At 36.1% G+C, this 17,265-nt stretch carries 16 protein-coding genes and 1 tRNA gene; 6 read left to right on the top strand and 11 right to left on the bottom strand.

The features are described 5' to 3' along the window. The first annotated feature begins 541 nt into the window (after positions 1–541). The 3 genes from ACICPZ_RS00350 (at position 542) to ACICPZ_RS00340 (ending at position 3,795) form a co-directional block, all read left to right on the top strand. Entirely contained in the window at positions 542–1,141 is a 600-nt protein-coding gene (locus tag ACICPZ_RS00350; protein ID WP_012673206.1) for a peroxiredoxin, read from the top strand. Next, positions 1,128–2,075: a thioredoxin-disulfide reductase gene (trxB, locus tag ACICPZ_RS00345; protein ID WP_010962814.1), complete on the top strand. Its 948-nt coding sequence runs from the start codon at positions 1,128–1,130 to the stop codon at positions 2,073–2,075. The genes ACICPZ_RS00350 and trxB overlap by 14 nt, the downstream gene beginning before the upstream one ends. Before the next feature lie 85 nt (positions 2,076–2,160). Then, positions 2,161–3,795, top strand: coding sequence for an ankyrin repeat domain-containing protein (locus tag ACICPZ_RS00340; RefSeq protein WP_208571626.1), 1,635 nt, complete (start codon positions 2,161–2,163; stop codon positions 3,793–3,795). On the opposite strand, the gene ACICPZ_RS00335 is transcribed toward ACICPZ_RS00340, so the two are convergent. Genes ACICPZ_RS00335 through ACICPZ_RS00325 form a run of 3 tightly spaced genes read right to left on the bottom strand, consistent with a single transcriptional unit; the run spans position 3,792 to position 7,214 of the window. Beyond that, positions 3,792–4,721, bottom strand: coding sequence for a tyrosine recombinase XerC (locus tag ACICPZ_RS00335; protein ID WP_264374007.1), 930 nt, complete (start codon positions 4,719–4,721; stop codon positions 3,792–3,794). The two genes, ACICPZ_RS00340 and ACICPZ_RS00335, sit on opposite strands and share 4 nt — an antisense overlap. A gap of 2 nt (positions 4,722–4,723) precedes the next feature. Then, positions 4,724–6,112, bottom strand: a complete 1,389-nt coding sequence (lpdA, locus tag ACICPZ_RS00330) for a dihydrolipoyl dehydrogenase (RefSeq protein ID WP_264374207.1) — start codon at positions 6,110–6,112, stop codon at positions 4,724–4,726. After that, on the bottom strand, positions 6,105–7,214 hold the full coding sequence (locus tag ACICPZ_RS00325; protein WP_038228167.1) for a PQQ-binding-like beta-propeller repeat protein: 1,110 nt from the start codon (positions 7,212–7,214) through the stop codon (positions 6,105–6,107). Before ACICPZ_RS00325 ends, lpdA begins: the two co-directional genes overlap by 8 nt. A gap of 359 nt (positions 7,215–7,573) precedes the next feature. Between ACICPZ_RS00325 and ACICPZ_RS00320 the strand changes: the two genes are divergently transcribed. The 3 genes from ACICPZ_RS00320 to ACICPZ_RS00310 all read left to right on the top strand — a co-directional run bounded on the left by ACICPZ_RS00320 (position 7,574) and on the right by ACICPZ_RS00310 (position 8,500). Then, the gene (locus tag ACICPZ_RS00320; protein ID WP_080717625.1) at positions 7,574–7,867 is read left to right on the top strand and encodes a transposase; all 294 of its coding nucleotides are present in this window, start codon (positions 7,574–7,576) and stop codon (positions 7,865–7,867) included. 262 nt (positions 7,868–8,129) lie between these two features. Beyond that, positions 8,130–8,279: a hypothetical protein gene (locus tag ACICPZ_RS00315; protein WP_285520262.1), complete on the top strand. Its 150-nt coding sequence runs from the start codon at positions 8,130–8,132 to the stop codon at positions 8,277–8,279. Next, positions 8,249–8,500, top strand: coding sequence for a hypothetical protein (locus ACICPZ_RS00310; RefSeq protein WP_022626339.1), 252 nt, complete (start codon positions 8,249–8,251; stop codon positions 8,498–8,500). Before ACICPZ_RS00315 ends, ACICPZ_RS00310 begins: the two co-directional genes overlap by 31 nt. A 106-nt stretch (positions 8,501–8,606) precedes the next feature. On the opposite strand, the gene ACICPZ_RS00305 is transcribed toward ACICPZ_RS00310, so the two are convergent. The 8 genes from ACICPZ_RS00305 to ACICPZ_RS00270 all read right to left on the bottom strand — a co-directional run bounded on the left by ACICPZ_RS00305 (position 8,607) and on the right by ACICPZ_RS00270 (position 16,525). Further along, positions 8,607–8,693 (bottom strand) — tRNA-Ser (locus tag ACICPZ_RS00305). A 31-nt stretch (positions 8,694–8,724) separates the two neighbouring features. After that, on the bottom strand, positions 8,725–9,531 hold the full coding sequence (locus ACICPZ_RS00300; protein ID WP_395462123.1) for a DUF2163 domain-containing protein: 807 nt from the start codon (positions 9,529–9,531) through the stop codon (positions 8,725–8,727). A gap of 100 nt (positions 9,532–9,631) precedes the next feature. Beyond that, positions 9,632–9,811, bottom strand: a complete 180-nt coding sequence (locus ACICPZ_RS00295; RefSeq protein WP_155975174.1) for a hypothetical protein — start codon at positions 9,809–9,811, stop codon at positions 9,632–9,634. A gap of 156 nt (positions 9,812–9,967) precedes the next feature. Further along, on the bottom strand, positions 9,968–11,947 hold the full coding sequence (locus ACICPZ_RS00290; protein ID WP_010962806.1) for a porin: 1,980 nt from the start codon (positions 11,945–11,947) through the stop codon (positions 9,968–9,970). Positions 11,948–12,154: 207 nt separating this feature from the next. After that, complete coding sequence (locus ACICPZ_RS00285) at positions 12,155–12,976, bottom strand: 3'-5' exonuclease (RefSeq protein ID WP_006279435.1); 822 nt, start codon at positions 12,974–12,976, stop codon at positions 12,155–12,157. Beyond that, positions 12,969–13,853 carry a GTPase Era gene (era, locus tag ACICPZ_RS00280; RefSeq protein ID WP_010082484.1) on the bottom strand — a complete coding sequence of 295 codons (885 nt, stop codon included), beginning with the start codon at positions 13,851–13,853 and terminating at the stop codon, positions 12,969–12,971. Before era ends, ACICPZ_RS00285 begins: the two co-directional genes overlap by 8 nt. A 250-nt stretch (positions 13,854–14,103) precedes the next feature. Then, on the bottom strand, positions 14,104–15,126 hold the full coding sequence (cydB, locus tag ACICPZ_RS00275) for a cytochrome d ubiquinol oxidase subunit II (protein WP_010962802.1): 1,023 nt from the start codon (positions 15,124–15,126) through the stop codon (positions 14,104–14,106). Next, positions 15,119–16,525: a cytochrome ubiquinol oxidase subunit I gene (locus ACICPZ_RS00270; protein WP_006280502.1), complete on the bottom strand. Its 1,407-nt coding sequence runs from the start codon at positions 16,523–16,525 to the stop codon at positions 15,119–15,121. The genes cydB and ACICPZ_RS00270 overlap by 8 nt, the downstream gene beginning before the upstream one ends. Between the last annotated feature and the right edge of the window lie 740 nt (positions 16,526–17,265).

Raw genomic sequence — 17,265 nt, 5'->3', positions numbered from 1 at the left:
AAAGCATTTAAAACATAAAAAAACGCCAACTTAAAAAATGGATAGTGAATAACTAGCTACCCTAGGGTTTCTTTTGCCTTTTTTTCTGTTTAGTAAATTTCTTAATGTTTATAATTTAGATTAGTTGCGGCTTAAAAGCAACTGAATCGCGGTTATTAAACGTTTAGAATAAAAAAACGCCATACTTGAAAGTATAATGTAAGTAATTAGCCAACCACGGGGCTTCTTTTGCCTTTTTTTTGTTTGGTAAATTTTTTAACATTTATAGCTAAACGACAACCGTCATCCCACTACTTGTTAGCGGGATCTAGAGATACCGCGAATGAATCGCGGTATGACGGTTCGTGGCGGTATGACGGTTCGCGGTGGCATGACGTAGAATTTTATACTCACCAACTCAGTATTCCAACCTGGATTGTATCTTATCGGTAAAAAAGAAGAGCTATTTTAGGAAGTTTTTATAGGACTAAAACCAAAGAAAACTTGCATATAAGTTTATCAAGATGTAAAATTAAAGTTATTTTAAAAGAATAGGTTAATTATGAATCTTGTAACAAAATCTGCTATCGATTTTACTGCTTCATCTGTTCTCTCTGACGGAGAAATTGTTGATGATTTCTGTCTGAGTAAGCGCATAAAAAATAAGTATGCTGTCCTTTTTTTCTATCCACTTGATTTTACTTTTGTTTGCCCAACTGAATTGATATCGCTCAATAATAGAATAAATGAGTTTGCAAAGCGTGGTGTTGAAGTGATAGGAATAAGTGTAGATTCAAAATTTTCACATTATAAATGGCGAAACACTCCAGTTAATGATGGTGGTATTGGAGAGATTAGCTACACTTTAGTGTCTGATATCAAAAAGTCTATATCAAGAGACTATGGGGTCTTATATGATGACTCAATTGCGCTGAGAGCAACTTTCGTTATTGATGATAAATTTATTGTACGTCATCAATCGATAAATGATTTGCCTTTAGGGCGTAATATCGATGAATTCGTTAGAATCGTTGATGCAATTAAACATAATGAGGAGCATGGTGAAGTATGTCCAGCAGGGTGGAAGAAAGGTAAGCCAGCAATGCAGGCAAGCGATGAAGGAGTAGCTGATTATCTAAACTCATACAGTGAAGAATTATAAATTTAGTACAAAAGTTCTTATTATTGGATCTGGGGCAGCGGGTTATGCTGCCGCTATATATGCAGCACGTGCAAACTTAGAGCCAATTGTAGTAACGGGAATGCAGCCTGGTGGTCAGCTTACAATTACTACAGATGTTGAAAACTATCCTGGTTTTGTTTCAATACAGGGTCCAGAACTAATGGAGCAAATGAGGTTTCATGCAGAAAAGGTTGGAGCAAAAATAATAGATGATGAGATAAAAAGCGTTGAACAACTTGAGGACTTTAATGAGTATAGATTTAGATCTTCTGGTAATATCAATGACTACTATTCAGATGCAATTATCATTGCATCTGGTGCGCAAGCGAAGTGGCTTGGTTTAGAAAGTGAAAAGAAATTTCAGGGTTATGGGGTTTCAGCTTGTGCGACTTGCGATGGTGCATTTTTTAGGAATAAAGTTGTAGCTGTGATTGGTGGTGGAAACACTGCTGTTGAAGAAGCAATATTTTTAACTCGATTTGCCAAAGAAGTGATATTAATACACAGGCGTGATAAATTAAGAGCGGAAAAAGTAATGCAAGATAGGCTCTTTAAAAATGATAAAATAAAAGTAATGTGGAACCATACCGTAGAGCAGATTCTTGGAGAAGAAAATCCAAAAAGGGTTGCTGGTATTGCGATTAAATCAGCAGAGATCGATAAAACCCAAGAATTAAAAGTGGATGGAGTGTTCATTGCAATCGGGCATGCACCAAATACGGGTATTTTTAAAGGCTTTGTTGAAATGGATGAGCAGGGTTACATCATTACAAAACCTGGAACAACTTTAACTAGTAGGGCAGGAGTGTTTGCTGCAGGTGATGTTCAAGATAAGGTATATCGTCAGGCAGTAGTTGCAGCAGGAACAGGATGCATGGCTGCGCTTGATGCAGAAAAGTTTTTAGAGTCGTAGTTAATTCTAGGATTTTGAATAAATCGCTTGCAATTTTCCTTTTCTTTTTCATAATTATATTAGTAAATTATTAGGTAGGTTTAATATGCTTTATGGAGGGGATGGGATAAATACTAATGGTTATAGATATAATCAGACAACTTCAAGACAGCTCGATGAACCAACACAAAAGTTATTTAAGGCTATTGATAACGAAAACCCGGAAGCTTTTAAACAAGCTCTGAAAGAAGGTGCGGATGTTAATGCGTTTGATAAGGAGGGCATGACACCTTTGATGTCTATTGTCAATGTCTGCGCTGTCAGCGGTGATGGACAGGCTACGTTAGAGAAAATGGCTAAATTGCTTATACAAAACAGAAGTATCAATATTAATGCTCAGAGTAAGCAATCTGTGTCTACAACACGGACGAGATATGATCCTAGTACACAAAGTGAAATATCAGAATTTATAACAACATCTAATATGCGCAAAGACACAGCTTTACATATTGCTTGTCAAGTTGGGGCTAAAGATGTGGTAAAAATATTGCTCACGCACCCAGATATAAAAACTGATATCAAAAATTATGAATATAAAAGCCCTGAAGATTGTATTGCAAGAGGATTTGAGCGCGTAATAAAATTAGAATTTAAAAAAGCACAAAAAGCAAACGAGTTGTTAGGTGCTCTTTCTAGCAGAAACATTTACCAAGCGAAAAGACCATTAAATCAAGAGTTTAACCCTAATTGCTGGAAAAGAAGCCGAAATGAAGAAATAGAAACGCCGCTTAGCTTAATTATTCAATCATGTTTACAAGGAATAACATCAGATAACAAAGAAGTATTGACAAAACTTTTAAAACATAAAGAGCTAGATTTTAGTCAAATAAAGCCAATACAAGCTATAGAGCAAAATTCGTGGGTGAAGCAAATAATTGAACAAGCCATTACAGAGCGATTAACCGCTACTATTAATAAAAAAGATTTAGATGATGTAAAAAAATTAGTAGAAGATAATTGCTTCATGAGTCATGCAATTGTTACTGCTGCATTGAGGGGTGTTAATAATCCAATCGAATCTATTACAAATTATCTAAATGAAAAATTTCCTGCAAATACATTACAACCTTTGGCAAGTACGAATGATATACCGGTAGGTTCTGAGCAAGTTATACAAGAACTTAAAGGTGAACTTGAAAGAACGAAAGCTCAACTCATAGAAAAAGAACGAGAGCTGGATAGGGTCGTACGCGAAAGAACGAGAGGCATTAACAAAATTTCACAGTTAGAAGAAGATTTAAGGCAGGAAAAATCGGCTCAAAAAACAAAAATCAATGATCTAAATAGTGAAGTAACTCGACTTAATAGAATTGTGTATGGAAGAGCAAGCGACACTGTCGAAATTTCACGATTAAAAAGAGATTTGAAACAAGTAAGGGAAGAAAGAGATAGGCTTTCATCAGAAAATAGACTGCTCCGTAGTAATAAAAACGAAAAATCCTCGCAAGCAATTTCTTCTGGTAGAAAACTGAGCAACTACGCTTCTGCATGTTTTATATTGCTTGGAGTATATACTGTTGTTGCATGTTTAGTAATAGAAGATTATCCAGGGATAATAAGTGCTTTCTTTACAGCAGTTGCACTGGCTTTTTTTTTATTAGGATGTTGTAGTTTATATAAAGCAAACACAATACTTAGTGATGTTGAAAGCACTCAGCTTGGTGGTTTAGAACGAAGTTAAAGTTTTGATTTCTTCTCCAGGCCCTGCTGAAAATTTTTGTACATGTTAAAAACATCTTGATAATTGAGGTGAGTGTAAATTTGAGTAGTTTCCAGGCTTGAGTGACCAAGCAGTTGTTGTATTGATCTTATGTCAATATCTTCCTGAAGCAAATGAGTAGCAAAACTATGGCGAAATGCATGTGGAGATAAAATTTCTGGTAAATTTAACATTCTCCTTATTTTTTGCAAACGATTGGCCACATAAGTTCTTCCCAATTTTTTTCCTCTTACTCCCAAAAAAAGATATTGTGTTTCATTATTAGTGCCAAGATAAGGACAGGCTTTTACATATTCTTGTATACACTTTTTTACTACCGGAAGAATGAATACCTGCCTTTGTTTATCTCCCTTACCTGTTACTATTAAACTTTCATTGTTAATATCACTAACCCTAAGGTTCAACGCTTCGCTGATTCTTAAGCCTGTACTATATAGCAGGACGATAATCGCAATTTCTCTTTTTACCACCCAAGATTCGCCCAGATCGGATAGTTTCATTTCTTTCAATAAAGTTTTTATATCAGGTATTGATAATGCTTTGGGCAAAGTTCTTCTCTGAATTGGCCTTGATAAGGAAAATACAGCTTCATTGTCTATATTGTGGTTATTTTTTATGTACTTGAAGAAATTTCTGATTACTGAGAGTGCTCGAGTGTTGGATCTTGCGTTTACACCTCTTGCGTAACGAGAGGTAAGCCAACTTCTTAACTCAGGTATGCTTAAATTTTTCAGAGTACCAACATTTACTTCTCCACCAATGTGAGTATTTAGGAAACTTATAAGATCCTTCAAGTCCCTCATGTATGACTCTAAAGTGTTTGGTGAATAAGATCTGTTGCACCTCAGCCACTCATACCATTTTTCAATGATTGAACCGAGGTCCACAATTATTTTTTAAAGAAAGCATCGATGCACGCATCTCGAAAGGCTTCATTTATATCAGGATGAGAGTGACAAATTCTGTATATATCCTCTGCTGCTGCGCCATATGCCATTGCAACTGCTGCTTCGTTGATTAGCGTATCAGCGTATGCTCCTATGATATGCACACCTAGTATTGTATCTGCTCTGCTACAAGTCAGCACTTTCACGAATCCTTCAGCATCATCAGTGATTTTTGCTCTGCCGTTTGCAGCAAATTGACATTTACCAACTTTGTACTTACGGCCAGCATTTTTGAGTTCCTCTTCGGTTTTACCAATCGAAGAAACCGCAGGGTGAGTGTAAATGACAGATGGTATGATTCCATAATCAACGTGAGGTGACTGTCCTGCTATTATCTCTGCAACTGCCACTCCTTCTTCCTCTGCTTTATGAGCAAGCATTGCTCCACCAATCACATCACCAATAGCAAATATTCCTTTCACATTAGTTTCATATCTGTTGTTAACTTGAACGAAACCGCGATTATCTTTTTCTATTTTTTCATCAATACCAAGATTCTCAGTGCATGGTTTGCGTCCTGCTGCCACCAATACCTTATCCGCCTCTATAGTGTTTGTTTGATTATCTTTTACAGAGCAAACTTTCATACTCAAAGAATTACTACTTTGTTTTATCTCCTCAACTTTAGTGCTAAGTAAAAATTTTATTCCTTGTTTTTGTAGACTAGAAAGTAGAGACTTACTTAATTCTCCATCCATTGCTGCAGCGATTCTGTCAAAAAATTCTACTACAGTGACTTCAGACCCTAGCCTCCTCCATACAGAAGACATTTCAAGCCCTATTGCCCCAGCTCCGATTACGACAAGTTTTTTTGGTACTTCAGTTAAAGATAATGCACCAGTAGACGAAATAATGTCTTTCTCATCGATATTAATTCCTGGCAGAGAAATAACGTCAGAACCGGTTGCAATTACTATATTTTTTGTTTTCAGTGCCTTGCCTTCAACTGAAACTTCAAGATTGCCTTGATCAAAAGAAGTAATTTTCCCAAGCCCATTGATTTTAGTGATTTTGTGAAGGTTAAACAGATATTCTATACCTTTTCCAAGTTCCTGAACTCTGGCGTCCTTATAGCCTAGCATTTCTTTTAAATCGAAACTTGCGTCCTTAATTTTTATGCCAAGCTTCGACAGATCATTTTTCGTGTGAGCATACTGATAGGAAGAATGGAGCAATGCTTTGGAGGGTATGCACCCAACCCGCAGGCACGTACCACCAAAAATGCTATTTTTATCTATGCAGGCAACTTTCAATCCAAGTTTTGCAGCAGCGATAGCACACTTATAGCCTCCTGGGCCACCACCTATAACAATTAAATCATAATCAGTCATAAAAAACAAACCTATTTTCTAAAGAATAAACACCTTTTCCCTCAGTTGTTACATATATCTTATTGCGAGTAAACACTGGAGTGTGAAACACATTACCAGGTACTTTGACTACCTTTCCTGCACTTTCAGATCCCGGAAAAGCAAACATTGAACCTTTATTGCTTGTCACCCACAGTGTATGGGCATGCATAATTGGAGCAAACAATTGCGTATTTTCTATTAAATCAGATGCCCAGACTGTTTCTCCATTTTTTATATCCAGGCCAATTATTTTATCGTCTTTAGTAACTATAAAAATTCTTCCGCCTTCTTTTTGTTTCTCTGCAGGAATAAGAGGACTATAATATGACTCAATGTCTGATACACTTTTTACTTGCAGTGACTTTGACCATAAAATATTTCCTGATTTCACGTCAATGCTATAAATATAAGAATTATTTGTAGCTATTAAAGTATCGCCAAGCACTCTCGGTGTAGTAGTTACATCTGTGAGCTGTGTATCCAAAAGGTTTGTAGCCAATTTTTGGCTCCACAATTTTTTACCGTCTTCATTAAAAGCTATTAACTCACCATTTGAAAATGGTGCTATTATTTTATCATTAGAAATTGCTGGCGATATGGAATACAAACCTCGAACCTCATTGATGCCGTTTTGATAAGTCCAAACGAAGCTGCCATCTTTTATATCAAACACGTACAGATAATTATCAATAGTCAATACTACCAATTTATTGTTTATTACTGCTGCTTTCCCTCTTACTGGAGCTCTCAATTCTTTTTCCCACTGAATCTCGCCGGTTTTTGCATCTATTGTGTGTAGAACGTTATCCACTATAAAGAAAACGTTTCCTCTGTGACGCAATAGGCTCATGTTACTAATTTTTTTTCTGTGTGAGAGGTGTAATTTCCAATTCATAGCCTTTGAGTTATCAATATCAAAGGAATATAAAGCGCCGTGCTTATCTGATAAAATAACGCTATCTTCTGTAAGCACTGGAGCTACATATCCTTGAGATAGTTTTTTATCCACTAGACTTATTCTCTCGCTTGCCATTGTGTAACTGCTACACAATAACATTATCATGACAATTATTACTTTCATTATTTATTGAAAACAAGATTCATTAATATACATCTTAAGAACCTTAATTACAACGGAAATGTTCTTGCTGCATGTTAAAAACGTTGATTTATGAACGAAATATTATATTATTATGTGAGATAATGTATACTCTTAGAGGTAGTACACCTCATCCACTATGCGGCAACGTGCATAGCTGTACGAACATTGAGATATAAAAGTAATTTATACCAAGAAGAAAGATGTCATCCAAATAGCCTCTTTTCCTGTCATCCCAGTGCTTGACACTGGGATGGCTCTGTTGCATCGCAACTGAAAAAATCTGGTGGCTACTGACAAAATTCATTATAAAATAGCCATTTAACCGCTTAAGGAAAAATATGCCACAAAAAATGAGAGTTAGTAACTGCCATGAATATAACAAATTTCTAGAAAAAAGAGGAAATATTTTTCGTTACATCGATAAAGCTATCGAAAATTGGTATGAAAATAGTCCAAAAATGCAGGGCGGCAACTATATTTATAGTGATAAAGTTGTGATTTTAGTGCATATAATCGTTAATCTTTTTAGAATTGGCTTAAGACAAACAGTCGGGTTTATAAAAGGATATTTGCAACAAATAGGAAGAGATTTGGCAGTTATCAGCTATTCGCAAGCTTCAAAAAAAACTTAATATTAAGATCAATGATTGCAGAATTGATAAAAATAATATGGAAGATATCGAAATTGCCATAGATAGCACAAGCATCAGCATTTATAACAACACACAGCAAGGAAAATAGCGCTGACAGAAAATATCGTGGTTATGAACAGACAAGAAAATTGCATGTAATGTTGAATATAAACAGCAAAAAAGCCATAGCTGCAAAATACAGTAACGGTCTGATCACTATGGAGCTTGCGATTTACTTAAAGGAGTTAATTTTCAGCATGCCATAAAAGCACTATATGCAGACAGAGCATATGACAGACATAAACTCTATAAATTGTGTGATGAATGCGGCATAAAGACAAAAATTCCTCCAAAAAAACAATGCAGCAGAGCATCCAAAGTATGGCAGAGAGAAATGCTGCAATTAGACTAATAAAGTCATACAGCGAAGATGGAATGAAGAGGTGGAAAAGGCAAACAAACTACGGAAAAAGATCTTATGTAGAAAGTTTTTTCTCGCGACTGAAACAAACATTCGGGTTTAATTTTCGGAACAAATCTGAAATTAATCGTGGGAAGGAACTGCTACTCAAGTGTTATTTGCTTAATCAATTTACTGACATTGGTATGGCTAAATTTGAAATGGCTACATGAATTTATCGTAAATTACCACCGCATAGTTGTAACATTGTACCATATTACAATGTTCGTACAGTTGTGTGCGCGACCGGGGGTTTTATACTATTCTAGAAGTAACATACGGAAAAGGGGGGATTCGAACCCCCGACATATTTTCATATGTGCACGCTTTCCAAGCGTGTGCTTTAGACCACTCAGCCACCTTTCCATGCTTATTCATAATATTGAAAATTGTACTGCTAAACAATATAAAAACCTGGTATATAGGGTTCACCACGAAAATTCACAGTATTGTTAAACTTGCTTCTGCAAGTTGGAAATGTTTTACCGCAACCTGCGAGTATTGAATATTTATCTCCAGCAAAAATTTGGTATGGAGGCGAAGTAAACAACGTAACTACTTTATTTTTATATTCTTTTACTACACCTTCAAACGCTATTGAGCCAAAGAATTTTACTACTCCGTGCTTATAATATTCATCACTCTCAGTTAAATTCGTGTCTTCAAATCTTCTTTCGTCTATTACTTTAGTGATTGTACTTATTTTACTAAATTTTTTAGTATCGGCTTTACATTTATCATCGCAAAATTGTGCTCTGCATGCAGGAGAGTATAATTCTGCTATGCTTCTCTCAAGCTTTGCTGAAAGCCCTCTAATTTCAACAATAAATCTTCCACTACTTAATGTCACTTTACCAAAAATTCCTGAATGTAGATTCATTGTTCCCTGGGTCAAGTCTTTATAATTCACAAGAAATATTTCAATATTTGCAAAGTCGTACTTTCCTGATAAAACATCTTCTTCTTTAATATCAGCACTATTTAATATCCCTTCAATTTCTAGATTATCAGTTTTCAAATCGCTGTTTAATATTATACTACTGGCTGTAAATCCACTTGAAGATTTATAGAGTATATTATCAATATTTAAATCTTCATCATAGTCAGTGAATCCCATTACTTCTCCACCTGCGAGCTTTAATTTCCAGCACGTAGCGGTGGTAAGTAATTCTCCAGCTAAATGATTTTTTAGTGTGGTTTGCATAGGGGCCTCCTGCTTAATTGATTAAATTTGAAAGTAGCTATACGGCCAGTAGAATAAGGGCAGTGTGTTCTTTTCTCATCATCTAAGTAGCCATAAAGCGTCATTCCGGTGACCATAGGGTGTCATTCCAGTGCTTGACACTGGAATCCAGGAAATTTTGCTTGTAAGTAAGCAAACTGATTTGGTGAGCATAAAAAGTGGCTGATCTTATGCTGAATAAACGCTTTTGATGAAGTTGCATGGAAAGCTGGATCCCAGTGTCTGGGCACTGGGATGACATCCTTCTTGGTGGAGTGTCCTCAAATCACAATGTTCGTACAGTTGTGTGTCACACACTGGGATGACAGGAGAGAGGACACCATATGTTTATTTGATCGACAAATAAACACTAACAGACAAGAATACACCACAGTTAACTGTGGTGTGTACTGGCTGGTTAGAAAGAAAACTTCACACCAGTAAGAAGGAGAATTCCTTGGTTAGAAGGTACATCAGCATCAGACTCATCTTTCAGCTTACCTGTTTCGTTAGTCATAAAATAATGGAGAGCTGCGTAAGGAACAAATTTGCTCTTACTGCATGCAGGAGACAGATCATATTGAACGCCAAGTGCACCATCATGAAGCATATCTTTGTCATTCATTCTGCTGCCAAAATACGTCAAACTTGTGTAGATATTCTCATGTTGATACCCAGCTCCTACAGTCCAATACATGGTATCTATACTATCTTTACCAAATTGAGCTTTCAGCCCTTCCACTCTTTTGCCATCAGTAGCATCTTTACTATCAATTTCCGTATAGGTATCACCAATTAATTTTTTAATACCCTTCGGTTGACCAGATTTGCCCAAGTATGCAAAAGAGGCAGCAAACTTTACGCCTTGATCTTCATTAATCTTATAATCAGCGCTTACACCAAAATTAACACCCATCAGGTCATTATACTCCACAAATTCCTTATAAAGATGCTTATCTTTACTTGGTTGCTTTGGAAAGCCATATTCACCAACTGCAGAAGTTTTAACTTTTATGTTATGTTTATCAAAGTCATATTCATATGATGCACCAGCACTTACTATGTGCTCATAGTCTGGGCCGACATGCTTTATCGTTTCCTTATGTTCTATCTTACCGCCTTTATCTTCTGAAACTGTTTCTTTTACAGTAAACAAACCACTATCATAACGAGGTGAGTAGCTGATACCAAATCTTGCGCCCATATAATTTGGTGAGTAGTAAGCAACTCTAAATGGCAGTGTAGTCATAACGCCTTTGTTATATTTCCCTGCCATGCGGAAAGAGAATTTTTCACTTTCACTCGAAAAACTTTCAGTGTAAAGACGTGGTGTTACATAAAATGGAAAGCTAGCAGCGCTTCCTTCTAAGTTCACTTTTCTGAACCAGTCACTATCTGCAGCTCCGTCAACAGTCGCAATTCTTGTTGCATCAAGCCTCATCAGAGCCTCAGGACCAAATTGGTAACCAAGCTTCACGTCACCATATTTTGAGTTAACAAACACATGCGCACTTCTGCCTTTTGCAGCATAAACACCCTGTGAAGCTCCCTTACCTTCGGTCACTGGAACATGAAACTGCACGTCAGCACCATAAAGAAGACCTAAATCTTCATTCTTATTTTCTGCTCTGAGGTGCAATATTGCATCAGCAATCATACCCATATCGTTGCTGTAATCACCAATATTTCCTATTCCTTCATAGAATATTGGATTTGCTCCTCTTGTTATATCTGGAGTGGCATTATAATACTCTGTAGATCTGTTTGGCATAACGTTATAACGTTTATAATCTGCGCCACTTGGTCCAGCTTTGCCATAACCTTGAGCATCAACAACACCACCAAAAGTTATTCTTAAATTACTTTGCCCTTGATTGGTATCGATAATATCAACTCCACCAACTGAAACAACAGGACTTGCCTTACCTTTTTCCTCTGTATTTTTGTTAACAACTTTTATATCCTTCTTTACATCTTTAGCTTCAACTTTAGCATTCTTAGTTTTAGAACGCTTAGTTTTTGAAACTTTACCTTTTTCTATATTAGAATTCTTAGCGTTTAGAGCTTTCGCTTTTGAATCCTCTATAAGCTTTGCTTTTTTCTCATTTGCTAGCCTGATCTCCTCTTTTTTCTTCTGCTCGGCTGCTAATCTTAGCTCCTCTTTTTTCTTAAGCTCTTCAGCTTTTTTTCTTGGATCAGCATTACATATTCTGTCCATCTTTTCTTTCAGTTTTTTATTTGATGTTTTCATAACTTCCACTTTTCCAGAAGTTTTTGTGCTCTCTTGCTTTTTTATTTCCTTCATACTCTCATCAGGAAAGTCAGCTGCAAAACTGCTGAAAGAACATAAAGTTAATAAAGAAACTAGAGCAGTTCTAGTATACATAGACTTTTTCATGAAGTGCCCCCAAAAAATTTCGAAATCATATCTTAAATGTAAATAGTATAAAAATGTTGAAAATTCAACTTAAAGCAACCTTATAACGAAAATAAAAGTAAAATGCAATACCTTAAAAGCAACTTTCTTAATATGCTCAACGTGTATATTAACCAAAATTTAGTACAGAGGTTCGCTTGTTAGTGCATTATAACTCGACTATTTATTCTATGGAAGTAAAATTTTTCCACCACAAGTTATTTGCCATTCTTCTTTAAATTTCTTTAGGTATTCTTTTTTTTCGCACTCTAAAAGTAGCTCTTCCACACTTTTGTTGTAGCTTTCAGTAGTAATCCTTCCCTGATGATGCATGAACCTTAAGTAAATCAAATAAGTGTTAATTACATCTGTTTCACAATAATCTCGAATCTCTTGTATCTTGCCGCTATCGTATAAGTCCATAACTTGTGACCCATCAACTCCAATCTTACCAGGAAGATTAAATGCTGCACAAACTTCGTTCATTTTTACTCTCGCAGAAGCTCCAAAATCAGAGAGGGATTCAAGCAAATCACAATGCCAATCACTGCTATATCTCTGATTGTAACTATTCCACTTATCGCCAGCTTTATGAAAATATTCCGCTTGAATGCCATGGACCATAGCACGATACTTCAGCACTGGTATATCAAAAGTGCGTCCGTTGAACGAAACTAATCTTGGCTTTTTCTCTGATATGTAGTTAAAAAATCCTTTCACTAGCTCCTTTTCACTGGAATTTAGTGTGCCTCCAGATCTTATTTCTTGCAGTGTGAACACCTCATAACCGCTCTGGTAGCTTATATTGCAAAGTAAAAAACTAATAACTACAACAAGGTGAAAAGGCTGACGCAGAAAAGAGTTTTGCCCATTTGTTATTTCGAGATGATATTTTGTTAATGCATCCCTCTTCTCTTCTACACTACTATCATCACTAATATTGAGTAAATTTTTGCAGGAATTTACATCTGGTATAGTTTCAATATCAAATACCAATAAAGAATTAAGCATTGCCTATATACTCCTCCGGACGGTCGATCCAAGGTCGCACTTTCACAAATAAAAAGAGGTGTACCTTGCACTCAAATAATTTTTCTAGTTCAGCACGCGCTTCGATATTAATTTTTTTAATATTACTGCCATCTTTTCCTAGTACTATTTTTTTATGACTATCTTTCAACACAAATATGATCTGTTTGATGACTAAACTCTTATCTTTTTTTTCCTCAAATTGTTCAGTTATAACAGCTGTAGAGTATGGCAATTCTTCACGCAAGTTCAAGAATAATTTTTCTCTCGTAATTTCTGCTGATAAAAAATTTGTCGAGGAATCGGTTATTTGATCTTCTTCATAAAACCAGGGGCTCACCGATGCAACTTCAGACAAGTAATTCATCAAATCAGAAAGTCCATCATTCTTTAATGCTGATATCATAAAAACCTTTTCAAATTTATAAAGCAAATTCAGATGCTCATGCGCCATCTTTAATTCAGGCCTTTTTACCAAATCAGTTTTATTGATAACCAAAATGCATCTGCCTTTTGTGCGCTGCAGCCGCATAAATATAGTCTTAATTCTTTCTATATTTTTCAAATAATTGCTTACATCAACAAGCAACAAAGTGATGTCACTATCCTTAACTGCCGACCATGCAGATTTGACTAAAGCTTTTTCAAGTTTTGTTTCTGCTGAGAAAATTCCTGGGGAGTCAGTAAAGACAATTTGTGTGTTGTTGCATGTTGCAACACCCCTTATTTGCGTCCTTGTTGTTTGCACTTTAGGGGTGACAATTGCAATTTTCTTGCCTATGATGCTGTTAATTAATGTAGACTTCCCAGCATTTGGTAAGCCAGCTATGGTTACAAATAAGCATTTTTGTTCTTTCACAAAGAAAATTATAAAGAAAACTGAATGCCCGCGTCAAGCTACTTATATGACAAGAAGGATGACAGAACCCTTTTTGGTTAGCATGCAAAAAGGAAAAAAACTTATTCTACAAATTAAAAATACAATATACTCAAAAACTTTTCAGAAAATCCATAGGAGGGTTTGCTAATGAAGGTTCTTGAGTTGACGCCATTGCCTGAACGACTGCTTGATTTAAGGGTAACGTTTTAACCATAAGGTCACTAACTCCTTAATATGTGTGTTCATAATTTGATTTTCCACGAAAGACATAATAGCAATAACCAGTGTAAGTTAAAATGATTGGTAAAAGCGGTATTATAACAATGAGCATTAAAGATAAACTTGGCCCAGAAGCGGCTGCATCCAGAATGGTATATTGAAAAGGTATAATCCATGGGTAGATACTAATTCCTAAACCTAAATATCCCATAAAAAAAATAGCAATACTGAGAAAGAATGGACGGTACTCCCGTTTAGTATTCTGAAGATCAAACCACAGCATGAAAAATAGCCAAGATGTGAGTAATGGAATAGAAAATAAATAATAAAAATTTGGCATGCTAAACCAAAAGTTTTTAATACGTTCATTTAAAAATGGTGTCACTACACTCACTAGTCCCATGAAAATACCTACAAAACCAAGCGTATAAGAAGCAACCTTGCGTGCCCATTCTTGTGTTATATTTTCTGTCTTCATTATGAGCCATGTAGAACCTAAAAGTGCATATCCAAATATCACAGCAATGCCTGTCATTACACTAAAAGCACTTGCCCAATCAAATTGGCCACCAGAAAAGTTGCGTCCGTTTACTTCTACACCATGTATAAATGCACCTAAAATCATGCCTTGGCAAAATGCAGCACCAAGTGACCCAAAATGAAAGGCATAATCCCATAATCGCCTGTATTTTCCTTCTGCCTTAAAACGAAACTCAAAGGATACTCCGCGCACTATAAGGCCAAGCAGCATAATAATGATTGGAATATAAAAAGCAGGCATTAATATTGAATATGCAAGAGGAAAAGCAGCAAACAACCCTCCACCACCCAATACCAACCATGTTTCGTTTCCATCCCAAAATGGTGCAATTGAGCTTATCATGTGATCACGGCATTTATCTGACGGTGCAAAAGGAAGTAAAATACCAATACCTAAATCAAACCCATCCATTAAAATATACAGTAAAACAGCTATGGCAATTAGTAATCCCCAGATTAGGGGTAAATTAATTAAGGAAGAAAAATCAAACATGATTGTTGTCCTTTCCAGATGTACCAGCATCAATCACTGAAGCTCCAATACCGTGTTTATAAAATTGCTCTTCTTCTTTAATGACAGGAATTCCTTTGTATATAAGTTTCAGAATATAGTAACTACCTGCTCCAAATATAAGGGTATACATAACGATAAATGCAATCAAAGACCATGCAACCTGAGGACCGGTAATCGCAGATGAAAATGATTCAATTGTGCGCATAATTCCATATACAGTGTAAGGTTGACGGCCAATTTCAGTAGTAAACCAACCTGCAAGTAACGCTATGAACCCAGACGGCATCATTGATATCCACCATCCATGTAAGAAACAACTTTGGAATAATTTGCCACGAAGATACTGTATAACACTTACTGACCCAATTATGATCATTAAAATTCCAACTCCAACCATTATACGGAAGGACCAGAATACCCATACTACAGGTGGTCTATCTTCTTTTTTCCATTCCTTTAATCCTTTTACTTCTCCTAAAAAATCATGTGTTAAGATCAAGCTGGCAAGATTAGGAATTTTTATCTCGTAGTGATTAATTTCATTTTGCTGATCCGGATAAGCAAATAAAAGTAAGCCAGCCCCTTTTTCGGTTTCCCATATACCTTCCATTGCAGCAATCTTAGCAGGTTGATGCTTTAGTGTATTTAATCCATGCCTATCTCCCATGAACAGCTGAAATGGTGCAGCTAAAGCTACCATAATGGTTGCCATACCAAGCATAATTCTTGCTTGAGGAGCATGTCGTTTTCTCCAAAGATAAAATGCTCCTACACCACCAACCACAAAAGCTGTTGTAAGATAGGCTGCTGTTACCATATGAATAAAGCGATAAGGGAAAGAAGGATTAAAAATAATCTCTAACCAATTGGTTGGATATAGGAGACCATTCTCACCAATCGTGAATCCAGCGGGTGTTTGCATCCAACTGTTGGCTGCAATAATCCAAAAAGCTGAAATAAGCGTTCCCACTGCAACAATACAAGTAGAAGCAAAGTGCATACGAGAACTTACTCTATTCCATCCAAATAGCATAATACTCAAAAAAGATGCCTCCAGAAAAAAGGCTGTTAAAACCTCAAAGGAAAATAGAGGGCCGAGAACATTGGCTATGCGGTCAGAAAAAATCGACCAATTGGTACCAAGTTGATATGACATTACAACTCCAGATACCACTCCCATGCCAAAAGCAACGGCAAAAATCTTGATCCAGAATTTATAAACATCACGGAAACGTGTATCACCAGTCTTAAGCCAACACCATTCCAAAAAGGCTAGAAAACTTGCAAGCCCGATCGTGAAAGCAGGAAATATAATGTGAAAGCCTATTGTGAAGGCAAACTGAATTCGAGCTAATAATAAAGGATCAAATTTAAACATTTTACCTAATACCCATGTATTACAAATAATAGCCAAATCTGCCTATAATTCAATCCATTTTTTCACAAAATTGACCTTACCCAGAAAAAGTAGAGAGAAAGTTAAGACGTTTTTGTCATGAGAATAAATTGTGCAGGAATACAACTGTTCTCCCTTGTCATACCGTCACGGTATCTCTAGATCCCGCTAACACGTAGCGGAATGACGAATTACTTAACCATCATTACACCGTCATACCGCGATTCATTCGCGGTATCTCAAAGCATAGATCCCGCTAACACGTAGCGGGATGACGGTTGTTGTTTAGCTATAAATATTAAGAAATTTACCAAATGAAAAAAAAGGCAAAAGAAGCCCTGGGGTTATTATCCGCTTTAAAATATTGGCGTTTTTTATGTTTTAAACGCTTGACAAGCGAGATTCAGCCGCTTTTAATTGCAACTAACTTACGCTGCAAATGTTTAAGAAATTTACTAAGCAGAAAAAAAGACAAAGAATCCCCGAGTTAGCTAGTCTTTTACTATCTCTGTCGAGTATTGGCATTTTTTGATGTCTTGTAACGCTTTATAAGCGCGTTCAGCTTATTTAGATAAAAACCTAGATGTAGATGAAGTTTTGTAAAGACATACAGTATCTATATACTGCAAAAAATTGAACATAAGACGCCGATACATTAAGTAATCCTTACCTTTTAATCTGCAGATTGGCGAAAGCAAATACAATAGCTTCAGTTTCATGAT

It is taken from the genome of Wolbachia endosymbiont (group A) of Melitta haemorrhoidalis (genome assembly GCF_964273365.1).
GTDB classification, from domain to species: Bacteria; Pseudomonadota; Alphaproteobacteria; order Rickettsiales; family Anaplasmataceae; genus Wolbachia; species Wolbachia pipientis.
Note: the sequence above shows the minus strand (reverse complement) of the source record. Positions and strands in the feature narration are given on the sequence as shown.

Coding starts and splice junctions, on each gene's coding strand:
- ACICPZ_RS00310 (WP_022626339.1), top strand. CDS start 8,249: ATGGCAGAGAGAAATGCTGCAATTAGACTAATAAAGTCATACAGCGAA.
- ACICPZ_RS00300 (WP_395462123.1), bottom strand. CDS start 9,531: ATGCAAACCACACTAAAAAATCATTTAGCTGGAGAATTACTTACCACC.
- ACICPZ_RS00325 (WP_038228167.1), bottom strand. CDS start 7,214: ATGAAAGTAATAATTGTCATGATAATGTTATTGTGTAGCAGTTACACA.
- ACICPZ_RS00270 (WP_006280502.1), bottom strand. CDS start 16,525: ATGTTTAAATTTGATCCTTTATTATTAGCTCGAATTCAGTTTGCCTTC.
- ACICPZ_RS00295 (WP_155975174.1), bottom strand. CDS start 9,811: ATGTCATCCCAGTGCCCAGACACTGGGATCCAGCTTTCCATGCAACTT.
- ACICPZ_RS00350 (WP_012673206.1), top strand. CDS start 542: ATGAATCTTGTAACAAAATCTGCTATCGATTTTACTGCTTCATCTGTT.
- ACICPZ_RS00285 (WP_006279435.1), bottom strand. CDS start 12,976: ATGCTTAATTCTTTATTGGTATTTGATATTGAAACTATACCAGATGTA.
- cydB (WP_010962802.1), bottom strand. CDS start 15,126: ATGTTTGATTTTTCTTCCTTAATTAATTTACCCCTAATCTGGGGATTA.
- ACICPZ_RS00290 (WP_010962806.1), bottom strand. CDS start 11,947: ATGAAAAAGTCTATGTATACTAGAACTGCTCTAGTTTCTTTATTAACT.
- lpdA (WP_264374207.1), bottom strand. CDS start 6,112: ATGACTGATTATGATTTAATTGTTATAGGTGGTGGCCCAGGAGGCTAT.
- ACICPZ_RS00340 (WP_208571626.1), top strand. CDS start 2,161: ATGCTTTATGGAGGGGATGGGATAAATACTAATGGTTATAGATATAAT.
- ACICPZ_RS00320 (WP_080717625.1), top strand. CDS start 7,574: ATGCCACAAAAAATGAGAGTTAGTAACTGCCATGAATATAACAAATTT.